Annotated in this window: 20 protein-coding genes; 10 read left to right on the top strand and 10 right to left on the bottom strand. The window is 59.2% G+C overall.

All coding sequences use genetic code 11. The annotated features are described in order from the left end of the window. The first annotated feature begins 24 nt into the window (after positions 1-24). The 3 genes from B7Y89_RS06440 to B7Y89_RS06450 are packed head-to-tail and all read left to right on the top strand — an operon-like array spanning position 25 to position 2,072. Complete coding sequence (locus B7Y89_RS06440; protein ID WP_292936863.1) at positions 25-1,482, top strand: leucyl aminopeptidase; 1,458 nt, start codon at positions 25-27, stop codon at positions 1,480-1,482. A 6-nt stretch (positions 1,483-1,488) separates the two neighbouring features. Next, positions 1,489-1,641 carry a DUF2256 domain-containing protein gene (locus B7Y89_RS06445; protein ID WP_292936865.1) on the top strand — a complete coding sequence of 51 codons (153 nt, stop codon included), beginning with the start codon at positions 1,489-1,491 and terminating at the stop codon, positions 1,639-1,641. Further along, complete coding sequence (locus B7Y89_RS06450) at positions 1,641-2,072, top strand: DNA polymerase III subunit chi (RefSeq protein WP_292936867.1); 432 nt, start codon at positions 1,641-1,643, stop codon at positions 2,070-2,072. Before B7Y89_RS06445 ends, B7Y89_RS06450 begins: the two co-directional genes overlap by 1 nt. Before the next feature lie 107 nt (positions 2,073-2,179). Here the strand turns inward: B7Y89_RS06450 and B7Y89_RS06455 are convergent, their stop codons facing one another. After that, positions 2,180-2,479 (bottom strand): GIY-YIG nuclease family protein, encoded by a 300-nt coding sequence (locus B7Y89_RS06455; protein WP_292936869.1) that lies wholly within the window; start codon positions 2,477-2,479, stop codon positions 2,180-2,182. 198 nt (positions 2,480-2,677) lie between these two features. Between B7Y89_RS06455 and ndk the strand changes: the two genes are divergently transcribed. The 3 genes from ndk (at position 2,678) to B7Y89_RS06470 (ending at position 6,003) form a co-directional block, all read left to right on the top strand. Beyond that, the gene (ndk, locus tag B7Y89_RS06460) at positions 2,678-3,100 is read left to right on the top strand and encodes a nucleoside-diphosphate kinase (RefSeq protein WP_292936871.1); all 423 of its coding nucleotides are present in this window, start codon (positions 2,678-2,680) and stop codon (positions 3,098-3,100) included. A gap of 216 nt (positions 3,101-3,316) precedes the next feature. Beyond that, complete coding sequence (locus B7Y89_RS06465) at positions 3,317-5,644, top strand: TonB-dependent receptor (protein WP_292936873.1); 2,328 nt, start codon at positions 3,317-3,319, stop codon at positions 5,642-5,644. Positions 5,645-5,745: 101 nt separating this feature from the next. Then, positions 5,746-6,003, top strand: coding sequence for a hypothetical protein (locus B7Y89_RS06470; RefSeq protein WP_292936875.1), 258 nt, complete (start codon positions 5,746-5,748; stop codon positions 6,001-6,003). Between the two features lie 9 nt (positions 6,004-6,012). Here B7Y89_RS06470 and purN read toward each other — a convergent pair whose 3' ends face one another. Further along, positions 6,013-6,954 carry a phosphoribosylglycinamide formyltransferase gene (gene purN, locus B7Y89_RS06475; RefSeq protein ID WP_292936876.1) on the bottom strand — a complete coding sequence of 314 codons (942 nt, stop codon included), beginning with the start codon at positions 6,952-6,954 and terminating at the stop codon, positions 6,013-6,015. Beyond that, positions 6,947-8,053, bottom strand: coding sequence for a phosphoribosylformylglycinamidine cyclo-ligase (purM, locus tag B7Y89_RS06480; protein WP_292936878.1), 1,107 nt, complete (start codon positions 8,051-8,053; stop codon positions 6,947-6,949). The genes purN and purM overlap by 8 nt, the downstream gene beginning before the upstream one ends. 160 nt (positions 8,054-8,213) lie before the next feature. Here purM and B7Y89_RS06485 point away from each other — a divergent pair, with 160 nt between their 5' ends. From B7Y89_RS06485 to B7Y89_RS06500, 4 genes are read left to right on the top strand one after another with little or no spacing between them, the layout of a single operon-like run. Further along, positions 8,214-9,434, top strand: a complete 1,221-nt coding sequence (locus tag B7Y89_RS06485) for a heavy-metal-associated domain-containing protein (RefSeq protein ID WP_292936879.1) — start codon at positions 8,214-8,216, stop codon at positions 9,432-9,434. 33 nt (positions 9,435-9,467) lie between these two features. Then, a complete protein-coding gene (locus B7Y89_RS06490) occupies positions 9,468-10,079 on the top strand; it encodes a DnaA/Hda family protein (protein ID WP_292936881.1) in 612 nt (203 codons plus the stop codon). Positions 10,080-10,105: 26 nt separating this feature from the next. Next, the gene (epsC, locus tag B7Y89_RS06495; RefSeq protein ID WP_292936883.1) at positions 10,106-10,825 is read left to right on the top strand and encodes a serine O-acetyltransferase EpsC; all 720 of its coding nucleotides are present in this window, start codon (positions 10,106-10,108) and stop codon (positions 10,823-10,825) included. A 35-nt stretch (positions 10,826-10,860) separates the two neighbouring features. Further along, a complete protein-coding gene (locus B7Y89_RS06500; protein ID WP_292937040.1) occupies positions 10,861-11,193 on the top strand; it encodes a DUF2794 domain-containing protein in 333 nt (110 codons plus the stop codon). A 25-nt stretch (positions 11,194-11,218) separates the two neighbouring features. Here the strand turns inward: B7Y89_RS06500 and B7Y89_RS06505 are convergent, their stop codons facing one another. The 7 genes from B7Y89_RS06505 to acpS all read right to left on the bottom strand — a co-directional run bounded on the left by B7Y89_RS06505 (position 11,219) and on the right by acpS (position 16,199). Then, on the bottom strand, positions 11,219-11,638 hold the full coding sequence (locus B7Y89_RS06505) for a PaaI family thioesterase (RefSeq protein ID WP_292936885.1): 420 nt from the start codon (positions 11,636-11,638) through the stop codon (positions 11,219-11,221). Further along, complete coding sequence (locus B7Y89_RS06510) at positions 11,635-12,054, bottom strand: PaaI family thioesterase (RefSeq protein ID WP_292937041.1); 420 nt, start codon at positions 12,052-12,054, stop codon at positions 11,635-11,637. Before B7Y89_RS06510 ends, B7Y89_RS06505 begins: the two co-directional genes overlap by 4 nt. Positions 12,055-12,201: 147 nt before the next feature. Next, positions 12,202-12,690 carry a Holliday junction resolvase RuvX gene (ruvX, locus tag B7Y89_RS06515; protein WP_292936887.1) on the bottom strand — a complete coding sequence of 163 codons (489 nt, stop codon included), beginning with the start codon at positions 12,688-12,690 and terminating at the stop codon, positions 12,202-12,204. Beyond that, a complete protein-coding gene (locus tag B7Y89_RS06520; RefSeq protein ID WP_292936889.1) occupies positions 12,666-13,784 on the bottom strand; it encodes a DUF3089 domain-containing protein in 1,119 nt (372 codons plus the stop codon). Before B7Y89_RS06520 ends, ruvX begins: the two co-directional genes overlap by 25 nt. Positions 13,785-13,800: 16 nt before the next feature. Further along, positions 13,801-14,874, bottom strand: a complete 1,074-nt coding sequence (locus B7Y89_RS06525) for an AI-2E family transporter (RefSeq protein WP_292936891.1) — start codon at positions 14,872-14,874, stop codon at positions 13,801-13,803. 6 nt (positions 14,875-14,880) lie between these two features. Further along, complete coding sequence (gene lepB, locus B7Y89_RS06530; protein ID WP_292937043.1) at positions 14,881-15,747, bottom strand: signal peptidase I; 867 nt, start codon at positions 15,745-15,747, stop codon at positions 14,881-14,883. A gap of 32 nt (positions 15,748-15,779) precedes the next feature. Beyond that, entirely contained in the window at positions 15,780-16,199 is a 420-nt protein-coding gene (acpS, locus tag B7Y89_RS06535) for a holo-ACP synthase (protein WP_292936893.1), read from the bottom strand.

The raw sequence follows: 16,199 nt of genomic DNA on the forward strand, positions 1-16,199 counted from the left end.
CCTTTTCCGACAGGAGTTCCTTTAATGAACGTCGTTTTCCGTACCAGCGATGCCCCATTGCCTCGTCTGATCGCGCGGCTGGTTTCGCAAGATGCGCTGCCCGCCGATATTGATGCGGTCGTGCGTGAAGGTGCAGGAGCGGCGCGCTTTACAGGCAAAACAGCGCAAGTGTTCGAAGCCTTCGTCAATGGCGATGCAGGTGTTGTGCGGTTGGCGCTTGTCGGGATTGGCAAGGCTTCAGGCGCTGACAGGCTGCCTGCGTTGGAAAAGGCAGGTGCGGCACTGACGGCGAAGTATCTGACATCGGGCGAAGCGGCGCTGGCGATTGATTTTACCGGCTCGGGCCTTTCCGGTGTGGAAGCTGCGGCAGTTTTGCTGGGCGCGCGGCTGCGCGGGTGGCGGCACGATGTCTATCGCACCAAGCTGACCGATGAACAGAAGCGTTCGCTGGCTGACGTGATTGCGGTCAACGCCCCTGAAGGCACGGCTGCAGCTTGGGAGATTGAAAGCGCAGTGGCGCAAGGTGTTGAATTGACGCGTGAACTTGTCGCGGAACCGGCCAATGTCATTTATCCTGCAAGCTTTGTCGAACGGGTGAAGGCACGGCTTGAAGGCACCGGCGTCGAAATTCTGGTGCTGGGCCTTGCCGAAATGACAGCCTTGGGCATGGGTGCGCTGCTGGGCGTTTCGCAAGGATCGGTACGCGAACCCCAACTTCTGGCGATGCGCTGGAAGGGTGCGGACGTGGACAAGCCGACTGCATTTGTCGGCAAGGGCGTGACGTTCGACACCGGCGGCATATCGATCAAGCCTGCGGCCGGTATGGAAGACATGAAGTGGGACATGGGCGGTGCAGGCGCAGTGGCAGGCGCAATGCTGACGCTGGCGCTGCGCAAGGCCAAGGCCGATGTGATCGGCGTGTGCGGCCTTGTCGAGAACATGCCCGATGGCAACGCGCAGCGGCCCGGTGATGTGGTCACATCCATGTCCGGCCAGACCATCGAGGTGATCAACACCGATGCCGAGGGCCGTCTGGTGCTGTGCGATGCGCTCACATGGGTGCAAAAGGAATATGCGCCCGCCACGATCATCGATCTGGCGACGCTGACCGGCGCGATCATCGTGTCGTTGGGCCATGAATATGGCGGCATGTTTGCCAATGACGATGCGCTGGCCGCGCGCCTTGATACAGCGGGCAAGACCTGCGGCGACAAGCTGTGGCGTTTCCCGATTGGCGCAGGCTATGACAAGCTGATCGACAGCCCGATTGCCGATATGAAGAACGTGGGACCGCGCTATGGTGGGTCGATCACCGCAGCGCAGTTCCTGCACCGCTATATCGACAAAGGCGTGGCTTGGGCGCATCTCGACATCGCAGGCATGGTATGGGCCGACAAGCCCGGCCAGACCTGGGACAAGGGCGCAACAGGGTTTGGCGTGCGCCTGCTCGATCAATACGTTCGCGACGTGCTGGAGGCCTGATAGCCTGTGCCAAAAATGCGGCGCAAATCCGATCTGCCAACCAAGATTTGCGCAGGTTGCGGCCTGCCCTTTGCCTGGCGCAAAAAGTGGGAGCGTGATTGGGACAACGTGAAGTTCTGTTCTGATCGCTGCCGTAGCGGCAAAGGAAAAGTGGCCTGATGCGCGTCGATTTCTACCAGCTGACCAAAGACGCTGTCGAACAGGTGTTGCCGCTGATTGCGCGCAACACACTGGCGACGGGGGAGCGATTGCTGGTGGTGTCAGACGATGCCGCGCAGTTAAAGCGCGCGAGCGAGGCACTATGGACGCGTCTGCCCGAGACGTTTCTGGCCAATGGTCATGCCGCTGATCCCCATGCGGCGCGCCAGCCGATCCTGCTTTCGTCTGATGTTGCGGCGGTAAATGGCGCAAAGTTCATGGCCCTGGCCGATGGTGTATGGCGTGATGGCGATTTCACGCGCGTTTTCCTGCTGTTCCCGCCAGACCGCATTGATGACGCACGCGGCTGCTGGCGCATGCTGGGCACACGCGAAGGCGTGGAGCGGCGCTATTGGCGGCAGGACGGCGGCAAGTGGGTCGAGGGGCCATAAGAACAAAGCCTCAGCCCGGATCAAGTCCGGGCCGACGATGATGTCAGGACTGCTGTAAAGTTGACGTCGGCCCGGGCCTGACCCGGGCTGAGGCTTTCCTTCAACTGTCAGATCAGAAGCGCATAAAGGTCCGTCCAATCGGGATTGCCGCGTTCAATAAGCTCAAACTTCCACTCACGCCGCCAGCGTTTCAAGCGTTTCTCATGCGCGATGCACTCTTCGATAGTATCGCCGCGTTCAGTCCAGATCAGACGGTGCAGCTTGTTTTTCGCGCAATAATCGGACCCGGTGCCACCACGGTGCTGAAAAATTCGCCGAGCCAAGTGTGCTGTAACGCCAACATACATCGAACCGCGATAATGATCGGCCATGATATAGACCCAGCCGCCATGTTGTTCTTGGTCCATCAGTTCATGAAACAAGAAGCCTCAGCCCGGATCAAGTCCGGGCCGACGTGAGTTGCTACGAGAATGGCTGCACCTGTCGGCGGCCCGGCCTTGAGCCGGGCTGAGGCTTTATCTCCCATACCACCCAACCTTGCACCGCGGCACAAACCTCGCTAGGGGCGCGGCCAACTGAATTGTCCCTTTCGCAAGGAATTTCCCATGGCGGTTACCCGCACTTTTTCGATCATCAAGCCTGACGCAACGCGTCGCAACATCACTGGCGCTGTCGTCAAGATGCTGGAAGAAGCGGGCCTGCGCGTTGTTGCTTCAAAGCGTATTCACATGACCCGTGAACAGGCCGAAGGCTTCTATGCCGTTCACAAAGAACGCCCTTTCTTTGGCGAACTGGTTGAATTCATGATCTCTGGCCCGGTTGTGGTGCAGGTTCTCGAAGGCGAGAACGCAATGCAGCGTAACCGCGACATCATGGGCGCAACCAACCCGGCCAATGCCGAACCCGGTACGATCCGCAAGGAACTGGCCGAATCAATCGAAGCCAACACCGTCCACGGTTCGGATTCGGACGAGAACGCAGCAATTGAAATCGCTTACTTCTTCAAGCCGGAAGAAATCGTCGGCTGATCGTCCTTTCGATCTGACGTGGCAAAAGGGCCGGGGCAGCGATGCTCCGGCCCTTTTTACTTACATCCCTGATTGTTGCATTCCTGCAACGCTTTGTTGAAATGAGCGCGGCATCACGGAGCTGAAATTGTATGTGTCGCTTACCAATGGTAAGGTGGCAGCGTTCCATTATGAGAACGTGCGGCTCGATCATGAGTCCAATCAGGGAGGATACCTGTGAGCACCAACCGTGCACCTGCGCGCCTTTTTTCGCGTGCCAGCATCATCGCAGCGGCAGCTTTTGCCGTAGCGCAACCCGCCTTTGCCCAAGAGGCGACCGAAGTTGCCGAAAACGGTGGCGAAATCATTGTTACCGCACAAAAGCGCGCGCAATCGCTTTCGGACGTTTCGCTTTCGGTTACCGCAGTCGGGACCGAGCAACTTGCGGCCAACAATACCGTCACGCTTGAAGGGCTTCAGGCGCTGGTGCCGTCAATCAGCTTCGGCAATGACTTCAACTTTGCCAAGCTGTTCATTCGCGGCATCGGGCTGTCAAGCTCGCTCGCGGGTGTTGATCCGTCAGTTGCGCTGCACGTTGATGGCGTTGTCGTATCGCTGGCCCAGGCACAGCTTGGCTCGATGTTCGATCTTCAGCGCGTTGAAGTGCTGCGCGGCCCACAGGGCACGCTCTATGGCCGTAACGCCACGGGCGGTGCGGTAAACCTGATCACAGCCAAGCCAACCGACACGCTGGACGGCTATATCCGCCAGTCGTTTGGCGGCGATGCCCTGCTGATCCAAACTGATGCGGCCATCGGTGGCCCCATTGCCGAAGGCGTTCGTGGCCGTCTGGCCGTGCAGCGCATCAAGCGTGACGGTTTTGGCGTCAACGAATTCACTGGCAATGAAATCGACAACCTGAACCAGTGGTCGGGCCGTGCGCATCTGGAATTCCTGCCTTCGGATTCGGTGAATATCCTGCTGACCGGCGAATATCACAGCGAAGACGACCGTTCGCTGGCGATCAAGTTCCGCGAAGTGTCATTCCCCGGCGTGTTGAACGATGCGATCCCGCAGAATGACGGGTTGAGCGCGCTTGGCCAGCGCCGCAATCTTGACGGCAGCCAGGCCAGCTTCGCGGCCAACCCCCGCAACATCAACACAAATTTTGATCCGATCAACGATCGTGAACAATGGGCATTGACTGCTGCTATCACGGTTGATGCCAGCGATTCGCTGTCGTTCAAATCGCTGACCAGCTACCGTGCGTTTGACGCAATCTTCTTCCATGATTTCGATATGTCGTCTTACCTTGGCTATGCCTTGGCACAGACCAACGCACTGCAGAGCAGTGCCAATCACTGGCAGCCGGTGTTCCAGCACCAGTTCAGCCAGGAATTGCAAGCCAACGTCGATACGGACAAGTTCCACGGTGTGTTCGGCCTGTTCTATCTGGACGAAAACGTCCGTACTGAAAACCACATCGGCCTTGATGTTCTGACCAACACCGATCCGTTCCGCATCCAGTTTGATGGCCAGCTTGATATCCGCGCCTATGCCGCATTCGCCAATGTGACTTATGATTTGTCCGACAAATTCTCGGTCAAGGGCGGCGCACGTTACAGCTGGGAAGAGCGCCGTCTGCGCAACAACACGGGTCTTGGCTCGCCTGCACTGAACCGATTGGTGCTTGATCCGTTGCAGTGGGACGCCACCAAGAGCTGGGACGATTTCTCGCCTTCGCTTGGTTTTGAATATCGTCCGAACGACGATTTGATGCTTTACGGCAACTGGTCGCGCGGCTTCAAAAGCGGCACTGCCGAAATCGGCTCTACCCGCCGCCTTTCGCCAACCCAGCCGCTGCCGTTCGTGAATCCTGAAAAGGTCGAAGCATTTGAAGTTGGTGCGAAGTATGCAGCCGGTGGCCTCAGCGCCAACCTTGCCGTGTTCTTCCAGCGTTTGAAGGACGGTCAATTCTCGCTGACCCGCCCAATCCCGGCACCGCCGTTCTTCACCAGCACTTTGACCAACGCTGCTGTATCCGAAGCCTATGGTGCTGAATTCGATCTGCTTTATCGCGCCGGTGCGTTTACGATGTCAGCTTCGGTGAATTATCTCCATTCGGAATTTACCAGCTTTACAGCTTCCGACCCGCTTGATCCGCGTCTCTTCGCGCCGGGTGCAAACGAAGCGCTGCTGGTGAAAGACTTGTCAGGCAATGCCACGCGCATGAGCCCCAAGTGGAGCGTCAACCTGGCTCCGACTTATGACATTGACGTCAGCAATGGCGGCACGGTTCGCTTGGGCACCAACTTTGCCTATCGCAGCAAGCAGTATCACACCGAATTCAACGATGATCGCATGGCGCAGGACGGCTATATCCAGCTTGATGCCAATGTGATGTACCGCCACCCCGGTGACCAATTCTCGGCCAACTTCTGGATGCGCAATATCACCAATGAACTGGTCTATGCCGGCAGTTTCGCGATCTCTACCAGCCGTGCAATCGGTGGCACGCTCATGCCGCCGCGCACGTATGGCGTGACGCTCGGCTACGAATTCTGATCCACCCTGTCCCCGCATCGCGAGGACAAGGAACTTTACGGGCCGCCGGTTCACTCCGGCGGCCCTTTTTGTTATGGGCTTGGCCACTGGGAGAATCAGTTATGCAAGGCATGGGAAACAACGCAGGCGGCGATGATTGCCCTTTCGCGTTCAATTTTGACGCGAGCACGTTCAAAGTGGGGGACACGGTTAGCTATCGTGTAGTTGGCAATGCCATGTTTGAAGACATGCCATTCGTCGGAGAACTGGTGGAAGTTCACGACGATTTTGTCATAATTGCCGGCGATTCAAGCGATCCAACCGTGCGATATCAAGGCACGCGTGAAAGCCGCCCCCAAGTTAGCGCAGATCAAATCTGACAACTGAACCTAAAATTCCAGCATTGCGGCAAGTCGGCGCGGGGCGGTTGCGGCCCAACTGCGTCGAAGCCAGTCTGCCGCGTGGTCCCAGTCTACATCAGCGCGGTTGAGGATTAGCCCCGCCCACCCGCTGGCACCATAATAGGCCGGACGGAACCACATGTCTGGATCTTGTTCGATCAATGCCGCCAATTCATCCTGCCCGCTGGTTTTGATGAGCAAGGCGATGTGGGGTGTGCCGTGGTGCTGGTCGTTGAAATAGGCGAAGTATTTTCCGCCGACACGCCAGCCGGGTGCGCCATGGCTTTCACGCTCTTCAACTTCGGGAAGCGCCAATGCCAGACTGCGGACCTTTTCGAGCAGCCAATCAGCATCACTTTCCCGCGAAACGTAGGCGGCAAGGGTTCGCGAATAAAGCTGGTGTTCGGCAAACAGCACACGGGCGGCCAATGTATCGCCTGTATCGCCCGGAATGATCGCTACCGGGATTTGTCCCAGCACTGGCCCGTCATCCAGTTCGGCGGTGACGAGGTGTACCGTGCATCCGCCATGCGAATCACCTGACTCAATCGCACGGTCATGGGTGTGCAGGCCCTTGTATTTGGGCAGCAATGACGGGTGGATGTTCAGCATCCTGCCTTCCCAGCGACCCACGAATTCAGGGCTGAGGATGCGCATATACCCTGCCAGAGCAATCAAACGCGCGCCTGACGCCAGCACTTGGGCTTCCATCAGGGCATCGTGTTCGGCGCGCGGGATGCCCTTGTGCGGCAAGCAAAACGTCGCGACACCTTCGGCCTCAGCCAGTTTCAGGCCGGACGCATCGGGATTGTTCGAAAGGACAAGGACGATCTCGTAAGGGCAATCAGCAGCGCGGCTGGCATAAAGCAGCGCGGCCATGTTGGTGCCGCTGCCCGAAATGAATACCGCAACAGGCGTCCGCTTAGCCAAGGTGTACAGCTTCCCATGGTTCGCGCGCTGACCATGTTTCGACGCTTCCGGTGACGGTGCAACCCTTTTCGCCTGCAACGATTTCGCCAATGCGGAACACCTGTTCGCCAGCCCCAGCAAGGTCTGCGGCCAAATCGTCAGCGGCTTCGGGCGAAACTGCCAGAACCATGCCGATGCCACAGTTGAACGTGCGCGCCATTTCCTCAGGTTCGATATGGCCTTGCGCCTGGAGGAACGCCATCAGGCGGCTCTGTTCCCAGCTATCAGCGTTTATAAGCGCATGAAGGCCGCGCGGCAGGACGCGCGGCACGTTTTCCAGCAAACCGCCGCCAGTGATGTGGGCCAGCGCATTGATCCGGCCAGACCGGATGAATGGGAGCAGCGTTTTTACGTAAATGCGAGTCGGCTCGATCAGATAATCGATCAGGAGGCGTTCGTTATCGAACAGAGCAGGGCGGTCCAACTTCCAGCCCTTGTCTGCGGCAAGACGGCGCACCAGCGAATAACCGTTGGAATGGACGCCAGATGAAGCAAGGCCGAGCAGCACGTCGCCAGCGGCCACACGGTCACCGGTCAATTGCTCGCCACGCTCAACCGCGCCTACGCAAAACCCGGCAAGGTCATAATCGCCATCGGCATACATGCCGGGCATTTCAGCAGTTTCGCCGCCGATCAGCGCGCATCCGGCAATCTTGCAGCCTTCTGCAATGCCCGCAACCACGCGTTCGGCCACGCCGTTATCAAGCCTGCCTGTAGCGAAATAATCGAGGAAGAACAGCGGTTCCGCGCCCTGAACGATCAGATCGTTGACGCACATGGCCACCAGATCGATGCCGATCTGGTCATGGCGGTCATGGTCAATTGCCAGCTTTACCTTGGTGCCTACGCCATCATTGCCCGCCACCAGCAGCGGGTCTTTATAGCCCGCCGCCTTCAGGTCAAAGAACCCGCCGAAGCCGCCCAGTTCCGCGTCTGCGCCGGGGCGTGCGGTGGACTTGGCAAGGGGGCCGATGGCTTTCACCAGTGCGTTGCCCGCGGCAATGTTCACGCCAGCTTGGGCGTAGCTATAGCTCTGCGGCTTTTTATCCTGATCGCTCATGGAACGCGCGCCTAGCGCTTTCCTGCTTGGATTTCCACTTGCCTTTGGGCAAAAGCGCACAGACAAGCCGCCTTGTCCCCAAGATCGCGGTCAAACTGGTTCTGGAGTTCCCTTGGTCGCATTGCGGTTGCCCTTCGAAAACGCCCGGAATCGTAAAGCTTTGCTGCTTGGACTGGCCCTGTTTACGGGGCTGGGCGGGGTTGCATTGCTTGCGCAAATCGAAGGGGATCGCGGGATTCCGCCGATTGCCAGCAATGGCGATTTCGAGATTCGTGGGATTGAGGTGAACGTCAGCGGCGATAATGCCGAAGACGCGCGCACCAATGGTTGGCGTGAAGCCGCTAGGCTGGGCTGGGCCAAGCTGTGGGAAGCAAACGGCAGCGGTGGTGCAGCGCCCGGCATTGATGATTCGACGCTCGAATCGATGATCTCTGCGATTGTGGTCGAACAAGAACAGATCGGTCCGCGCCGCTACATCGCGCGGCTTGGCGTAATTTTTGACCGGACGCGCACCAGTGAGCGTTTGGGGATGACCGGTGCCCGCGCGCGCTCTGCGCCGATGCTGGTCATTCCGGTGCTCTATCAGGGCGGCGTGGCTACCGTGTTTGAAACGCGCAATCCGTGGCAAAAGGCGTGGGCGGAATATCGCACCGGCAACAGCGCGATCGATTATGTGCGGCCCGCTGGCGCAGGTTCTGATTCGCTGCTGCTGACCGCAGGCCAGCTTGACCGCCGCAGCCGCAATTGGTGGCGGGTGATTCTGGACGAATTTGGCGCGGCCGATGTGATCATGCCTCTGGCGAGGCTGGATCGGGAATATCCCGGTGGTCCGGTGCGCGGCACGTTCACTGCGCGCTTTGGCCCTGATAACCTGTTCCTGGGCAGTTTCACGCTGACCGCGCGCAATGAAGCCGAAGTGCCCAAGATGCTGGAACAGGCGATTGGCAAGCTTGACCGGCTGTTTAGCGATGCACTGGCAGGCGGGATGTTGCGCCCTGATCCTACGTTGAACATTGCGCCGCAGATTGACCCTGCGCTGATCGACCAGTTAATTGCTGCTGAAGGTCCGGCGCGTGCTGCGTCTGACGCGCAGACAGGGCCAGATGCTGCGCCAACGGCGGCAGCAACGGCTTCGGCGGCGGTGACTTCGACGGTAACCGTCCAGTTTGCGACGCCTGATGGCGCGGCCTTCGATGCAGGGATTGCGGCATTGCGCGGATTGTCCGGCGTGAAAAGTGCAATCACGACGTCGACCGCCATCGGTGGCACGTCGGTCATGCGTGTGACGTATGCAGGCGAGATTGATGCTTTGGCTGCAGCGCTCAAGACGCAAGGCTGGCGGGTAAGTGCAGGCGCCGATGCGCTTTCGATCCGTAAGTGACCATGTGCTGATTTTAAGCGTATAGCCCCTACAATGTCGCAAATTGCCCTTCCGCTGGTCACCGCGCGCGGTGCCGAGAATGTCGTGCTCGGCCCGTCACTTGTGCCCGTGATTGAGGCTTTGCAATCCGCAGACAGTTGGCCCTTTCGCACTGCAATTCTGGCGGGCCCGCCACGTTCGGGCAAAAGTCTGCTGGCGCGCTGGTTTGCCGAGAGCGGCGCGGGCGATGCGATTGACGACGCCGATACGTTGCCTGAAAACGATTTGTTCCACCGCTGGAACCGCGCCCAGGCAGATGGGCGTCCGTTGTTGCTGGTCAGCAATAGCGCGCCAGGAGGCTGGACGATTGCTTTGCCAGACCTTGCTTCGCGGTTGGGATCAGCGCTGTTGATCGAGATTGGCGCGCCTGACGATGAATTGGCAGCGGGGCTTATTGCCGAACATGCCACGCGGCGCGGGCTGAACCTGAACGATCAAGTGATGGCATATTTGCTGCCACGGCTTGAGCGCAGCCATGCCGGAATCGAGACACTTATAGAAACAATTGACCGCCTGTCCCTTGAGCGTAAGGCACCCGTCACCATATCCCTTGTGCGCGACGCCCTGGCCGAGCGTTCCGGGGAATTCCAACCGCGCTTGCTTTAAGCGGTTGAAAGAGAGAGAATTGGGGCATGTTCAACAGCCTGATCGCCTATCTCGACTCGATCCGCTCGCGCGATCCCGCGCCGCGTTCGCGTTGGGAAATCCTGCTTTATCCGGGGCTTCTGGCCGTGGGCCTGCACCGCATTGCGCATTGGCTGTTTGAGGCAAAGCTCTACTTCGCTGCTCGCGCAGTGAACCACTTTTCGCGGTTCCTGACGGCAATCGACATTCATCCCGGTGCCAAGATCGGCAAGCACCTGTTTATCGACCATGGCTTTACCGTGATTGGTGAAACTTGCGAAATTGGTGACAATGTAACAATTTACCAGTGCGTTACATTGGGCGGCACCAATCCAGCCAACGGCATTCCCGGCAAGCGTCACCCGACTTTGTGCGATAACGCCATCATCGGGTCAGGCGCGCAGATACTTGGCCCCATCACAGTCGGTCCACGCGCACGCGTCGGTGCAAATGCTGTGGTGACAGACGACGTGCCCGAAGGCGCCACGATGATCGGCCTGAAGGCGCGGTCAACTTTGGTGCCGGCGGAAACGTGGCTCAAAGAGTTCATCCCTTATGGCACGCCCTGCAAAGAGCCGTGCGAGCCGCAAGGCGGCAACCGGGTGGATGATCTGGAAGCGGAAGTTGCCACGCTTAAGGCGCAAGTCTCAGCGCTGATCGCAAAGCAGGCAAGCGATGATGGCATTACGCCCGCACCGCCGCCGGCCGGTCGGAGGACCCGCAACTGAGCGTGGGCGGATCTGATCCCGGCACGCCGGGCACGATTCTGCCGTTCCCGCACGCGCGCCCGCCATCGCAAGTGGCGTTTGACCGACCCGAACTGTTGCGTATCCTTGATTTGTATGGCCGTATGGTAGCCGCCGGATTCTGGCGCGATTATGCGATGGATTTCGGTAAGGACGCTGCCAGCTTTGCCGCGTTCAAACGCACCGCTGAACGGCCCACAGCCCGGATCGAAAAGCGCCCGTCATTGCGCAGCAAGCAGGGCATGTGGGCGCTGTTTGGCGAAGCAGGACAAGTGTTGAAGCGCGGGCATGATCTGGCGGGCGTGCTATCCCCTCTGGAACGGCGGCTGATGAAAGTGGTTGAAGATTAAGCCGGGCCGCTCGGCATCAACGAGCTTAACTTTTCGGCTTGAGCAGGAAGTTCATCCAGCAACTGGCCAAGGGCTTGTCACGGTCGGCCTGCCACGCTTCGGCACGGACGTTGGCAATGCGGCGTCCGGCGCGGATGACACTGCCCATGGCAAAAGTTTGCGCCTGCACCCCGCCGCGCAAGTATTCGACCGATATGTTGATGGGCTTGAACCGCACGGTCATGCCTTCGTCGCCCAGATGTGCGCGCAAAGACGCAATCGCGGCAATTTCCAGCATACCCGCAATCGCACCGCCGTGCAGAAAGCCGGGACGGCCCACGGCACGGCTGGAGTAATCCATGGTCAGGACTGGCGCACCTTCTGCCATATGATCAACCGTCATACCCATGGCTTTTGCATAGGGCGGCAATTGTGCAGACAGCTTTGCAATCAGATCGTCCGTCATTCCGCACCCACCGTTTCACGGCTCCAGCCTTCAGCATCGACCTGGATGAAGATACCGGCAGCGTGCGCGACCGGATCGCTAATGTCACCATCGTGCGCAATCCCCCGCACAAACGCCATGGATTGCTTAAGTTGATAGCATTCAGCCCAGGCGACGACCGTTTTTCCCGGTGTCGCGGCGCGAATGTAATCTATCCGCAAATCCAGCGTTACTTGCGGCCGGAAGCTGTTGCGATGGACCCACACGGCCATGGACGTGGCATTATCCAGCAGGCTGACGATCGGGCCTGATGCCAGCACACCGGTTTCAGCATCGCCCACCAGATCTTCACGCCACGGCAGTTCCAGTTCGACCCAGTTGTCGGCATGGGTTTTGTACCGCATGCCCAGAAAACCGGTGTGGCCAAAGCTGGTCATCTTGGAATTGATCGTTTCAGGATCGAAGCCCAAGCCAGGTGGATAGAGCGGGCGTTCACCCAAATCGGTCGGTGGAATCGTCATCGGGAAATTCTTGCAGCGCCAGCGATGTGATTACAAGCGATTAAGCGTTCGATTAATCTGAAACTAAAACGCGCTTCCCGCCAGCGCATCGATGGCCCCTTGCAAAATCAGCGCGGCGGCGTGCGAATCGATCCTTTCAGCGCGCTTGGCGCGGCTGAAATCCTGTTCGATCATCGCACGTTCGGCTGCCTGCGTGGTCCAGCGTTCGTCCCACATCAGGATGGGCAGGCCAAGGTCCTCCAGATTGCGCGCCATGGCCCGCGCGCCTTGAGATCGCGGACTGCCTGATCCATCCATGTTGAGCGGCAAGCCGATGACCAGCCCTTTGACGTGGCGTTCGGCAATCAACGCCTTGAGTTGCGCTTTGTCAGCGGCGAATTTGGTGCGCCGGATGGTCTTTCCAGCCGTGGCAAAGCGCCATTGCGGATCGCAGAGCGCCAAGCCAATTGTCTTGGTGCCCGTATCAAGGCCCAGCAGCGCGCCGCCTTCAGGCAGGGCCGCGCGCATATCGATGACGGATTCGCAAATCACGGCTGGCGAGATGCTTCCCATGCTTGGGCCCGCCGCGCCACATCGGCACGCAGGTTCATCCAGAACAACGGTATGTCATAAACATGATAATTGTTACCCGGCAGCACAAATGCACCAAGGTCCGGCGGATCGCCGAGCATCAACAGGCCGGTCTTGACATCACAGCGTGCAGGGACGGCTTTGGTGATGATTTCCCCGCCCATACCAGCGGTATTTGGCCGGAGCGTGCCCAGATTGACCGATGCCGGAGCACTGCCGCCAGTGCGCCCGGTCAGCGGATTGGTGCAAAGCACGGCGTCTGTGCCCTTGGCTTGCCCGTCAAGGCCCGGACGCGCGCGATAGGCATCGATAATCATAGCCGGATCGGCAGGTTCGGCAAAGCTGCTCCACGTCATCAAGCAGCCTTTTTGATCGGGTGCGGTGCAGGATGGCAAGCCCATCACGGGCAGATCATGCGCGACAGAAATAGGCCATCCGATTGGATAGGCAGCAGCCACGCGCGCGGCCAGCGGAGTTCCGGCGATGCGGTCTTTCAGCAAGCGCATCAGGTGCAGTGCGCCCTGGCTGTGCCCTGCCAGCACGATGGGCGCATCTTTCGGCGTGGCTGCCAGAAACGCATCAAAGGCCAAGACCACATCGGCATAAGCCAGATCCAATGCCTGTTGGGCTTCGGGCTGGTCTGTCAGGAATGCACCAAACGCCGCTTGGCGATAGCGCGGCGCCCACACTTGCGCCTGCCCGTTGAATGCAGAAGCCATCGCATTGACGAAATCATCCGCACGGCGCGCGCTGTCGGGTTCGTTGACGGGGGCGTTCCAATATTTGCGGGCGAGATAGGATGACGGGTGAATAAAGAACACCGCCGCCTTGCCCTGCTGACGCGCAACGCCTTGCGGAGCCCACTGCGCGGGGTCTTTCGCGCCAATGTCTGGCCGCGAAATCCACATCGCGCGATTGGCATATGCGCCTGCAGGCAAGGCCTCTGCTTGCTTGAATGCCACTTGCGGAACAAAGGCATAGCGCGTCAGCTCGGTGGACCAAATGCGCAGCACCAGCAGTACCGCCAAGACCAAAGCAACCAAAATAACGATCAAATACAGGAACTTGCGCGCCAAAATTCAGCTCCTTTGTTCAGTCGGTAACACGATTGGCGTCATTGCGCGCGGCTTGCCGTTCCAGCGCGATCTTGATCATCGCCACGATCGGGTCTGCCAGCATAAGCCCTAGAATGCCGAACAACAGGCCAAACACCAACTGCGCCGCCAGCACGAGCGCCGGGGCCAGATCAGCGGTACGTTTGGCCACCATTGGCACAATCACATTACCATCCACCGTCTGCACGATGATATAGACGGCAATGCAATACAGGCCCATTTCAGTGCCGCCAGAAAATCCGACAATAATCATCAATAGGCCGGAAATCGGGGCGCCAATGTTGGGCAGAAACGCCAGCAGGCCGGTAAGCAGACCCAAGAGCGCTGCCATCGGCACGCCCCACCACGCCAGCATGGCCCACGTCGCCACGCCTTCAACCGCCATGCCGAGCAAGCGCCCGAAAAGCAGCATGCGCAGCGCCCGGCCCATGCGGATCGCAGTGCCTTCAAAGTGATCGCGGCTTTCTTCGGGCAACATCCACGCAAAGCCGCGCCGGTACAGATCAGGCTCGATCACGAAGTAGATCGACAGAATGAAAATCAGAAAAGCCGTGGTAAATCCGCCAAACAAGCCGCCCAAGGCACTGGTCACCTGGCCGACGCTGCCCAGCACCTGGCCTGCCACTTGCTGCAAGTTGAAGTCTTGCCGCGAGATGCCGTGGCTTTCGGCCCAGATCATCAATCGGCCAACTTGCATTTCGACAAGCGAGGGAAATTCGGCGGCTTGTGCGGCGATTTCGCCACCTGCAAAAGTCACCAACCAGACGAAAAAGGCCAAGGTGCCCAACAGTACCAGCGCAATCCGCACGCCTCGCGGCAGAAACGGCGCAACGCGCGCGATAAGGCGCTGTCCGCCGTCGATCATCGCTGCAAACACTATGCCGCCAATGATCACCATGATCGGCTGGGCCAGTATCACGACAAGCGCGAACAGCCCTGCGACCGTCAGCCACACCGCGGCTTTCTTGGCCTCACGCCTTATCAGGCCGTCCGATATATCGGTCGGGCCAGCGTTGGCGCTGCTATGCGGGGGAGTTTCGGCCTGATCCATGGTGGTTCAACGCTCCGCCGGACGGCCCGGTTGCCGGATTTCCGGGCGCAGTTTGCTCCAAGCGCGCCTACCGCGCAATGCGGACCACCACGTTAGCGGGTTCATGGTTTCGCTGCCGTCGAGCGAAAAGGTGATGAACTCGGCACGGCCGCCCACACTGGCCAGCGGCACAGGGCCTCCCAATCCGCGTTCCTCAACCGAAGCGCGGCTATCGGCGGAATGATCGCGATTGTCGCCCATCAGGAACACATGGCCTTCGGGCACACGTGTTTCGGGGTAATTGTCGAGCACCTGATCGGTATGATCGATGACCACATAACTGGCGCCATTGGGTAGTGTCTCGCGAAACGCGGGCAGTTCGTAAACCTCGCGCCCATCGGCCAGTCGCGTGCGATAGCGTTCGAACATGTCGTAACACGGTGCGCCGTCGCAGGACAGTTGCGGATCAGCGGGTATGTGCAGCGCCGGTTCCACCTGTTGCGGCACCAGCTTGCCATTCAGGATGATCTGGCCGTGAATCACCGCGATACGATCTCCCGGCAGGGCTATGACGCGCTTGATATAGTCTTCATCGCGGTCAGGCGGCACTGCGATCACCACATCGCCATATTGCGGCGTTGCGGGGATAATACGGTTGTCGCCGCGTGGCAGCACGTGGAACGACGCTGATACCCACGACCAGCCGTAGGGGTATTTCGACACGATCAACCTGTCACCCACCAACAAGTTGGGCATCATCGAAATCGACGGGATATAGAACGGTTTGGCGATGAAACTGTGAAACAGCACAACTGCTATCAACATCGCCAACAGCCCGCGAATCTCGCCCCACCAGTCAATCCCGCTGCCGGGTGGCGGCGGGGGAGGGGACAAATCTTCGTTGGGCGTTTGGGCGTCAGTTTCGGTCAAGTTTGGGCGTTTCGCGTTACAGGGCGGGCCTCGATTACCACAAAGGCTTGGGCCCAAGGATGATCATCGGTCAGCGTGAGATGGACGAAGGCTTCATGGCCTTCGGGCGTAATCGCGGCAAGTCTTGCCGCTGCGCCGCCGGTAAAGGCCAGCGTCGGCGCGCCTGACTTTGCGTTGACCACGCCGATGTCCTTCATGAACACGCCCGCCTTGAACCCGGTTCCAACCGCTTTGGAAAATGCTTCCTTGGCGGCAAAGCGTTTGGCCAGCGTACCGGCCTTGGTAAAGGGACGGCGTTCCGCTTTGGCTTTCTCAACATCGGTAAACACGCGGTTGACGAAGCGTTCGCCAAATCGATCAAGCGAGTTCTGGATCCGCTCAATGTTGCAAAGGTCTGATCCGATGGCGATGATCAT

The sequence above is a fragment of the Novosphingobium sp. 32-60-15 genome (assembly GCF_002280675.1).
Taxonomy (GTDB): Bacteria; Pseudomonadota; Alphaproteobacteria; order Sphingomonadales; family Sphingomonadaceae; genus Novosphingobium.

Coding starts and splice junctions, on each gene's coding strand:
- epsC (WP_292936883.1), top strand. CDS start 10,106: ATGTTCAACAGCCTGATCGCCTATCTCGACTCGATCCGCTCGCGCGAT.
- B7Y89_RS06450 (WP_292936867.1), top strand. CDS start 1,641: ATGCGCGTCGATTTCTACCAGCTGACCAAAGACGCTGTCGAACAGGTG.
- B7Y89_RS06440 (WP_292936863.1), top strand. CDS start 25: ATGAACGTCGTTTTCCGTACCAGCGATGCCCCATTGCCTCGTCTGATC.
- B7Y89_RS06470 (WP_292936875.1), top strand. CDS start 5,746: ATGCAAGGCATGGGAAACAACGCAGGCGGCGATGATTGCCCTTTCGCG.
- B7Y89_RS06505 (WP_292936885.1), bottom strand. CDS start 11,638: ATGACGGACGATCTGATTGCAAAGCTGTCTGCACAATTGCCGCCCTAT.
- B7Y89_RS06525 (WP_292936891.1), bottom strand. CDS start 14,874: ATGGATCAGGCCGAAACTCCCCCGCATAGCAGCGCCAACGCTGGCCCG.
- B7Y89_RS06455 (WP_292936869.1), bottom strand. CDS start 2,479: ATGGACCAAGAACAACATGGCGGCTGGGTCTATATCATGGCCGATCAT.
- B7Y89_RS06490 (WP_292936881.1), top strand. CDS start 9,468: ATGTCGCAAATTGCCCTTCCGCTGGTCACCGCGCGCGGTGCCGAGAAT.
- B7Y89_RS06510 (WP_292937041.1), bottom strand. CDS start 12,054: ATGACCAGCTTTGGCCACACCGGTTTTCTGGGCATGCGGTACAAAACC.
- ndk (WP_292936871.1), top strand. CDS start 2,678: ATGGCGGTTACCCGCACTTTTTCGATCATCAAGCCTGACGCAACGCGT.
- ruvX (WP_292936887.1), bottom strand. CDS start 12,690: ATGGGAAGCATCTCGCCAGCCGTGATTTGCGAATCCGTCATCGATATG.
- acpS (WP_292936893.1), bottom strand. CDS start 16,199: ATGATCATCGCCATCGGATCAGACCTTTGCAACATTGAGCGGATCCAG.
- purM (WP_292936878.1), bottom strand. CDS start 8,053: ATGAGCGATCAGGATAAAAAGCCGCAGAGCTATAGCTACGCCCAAGCT.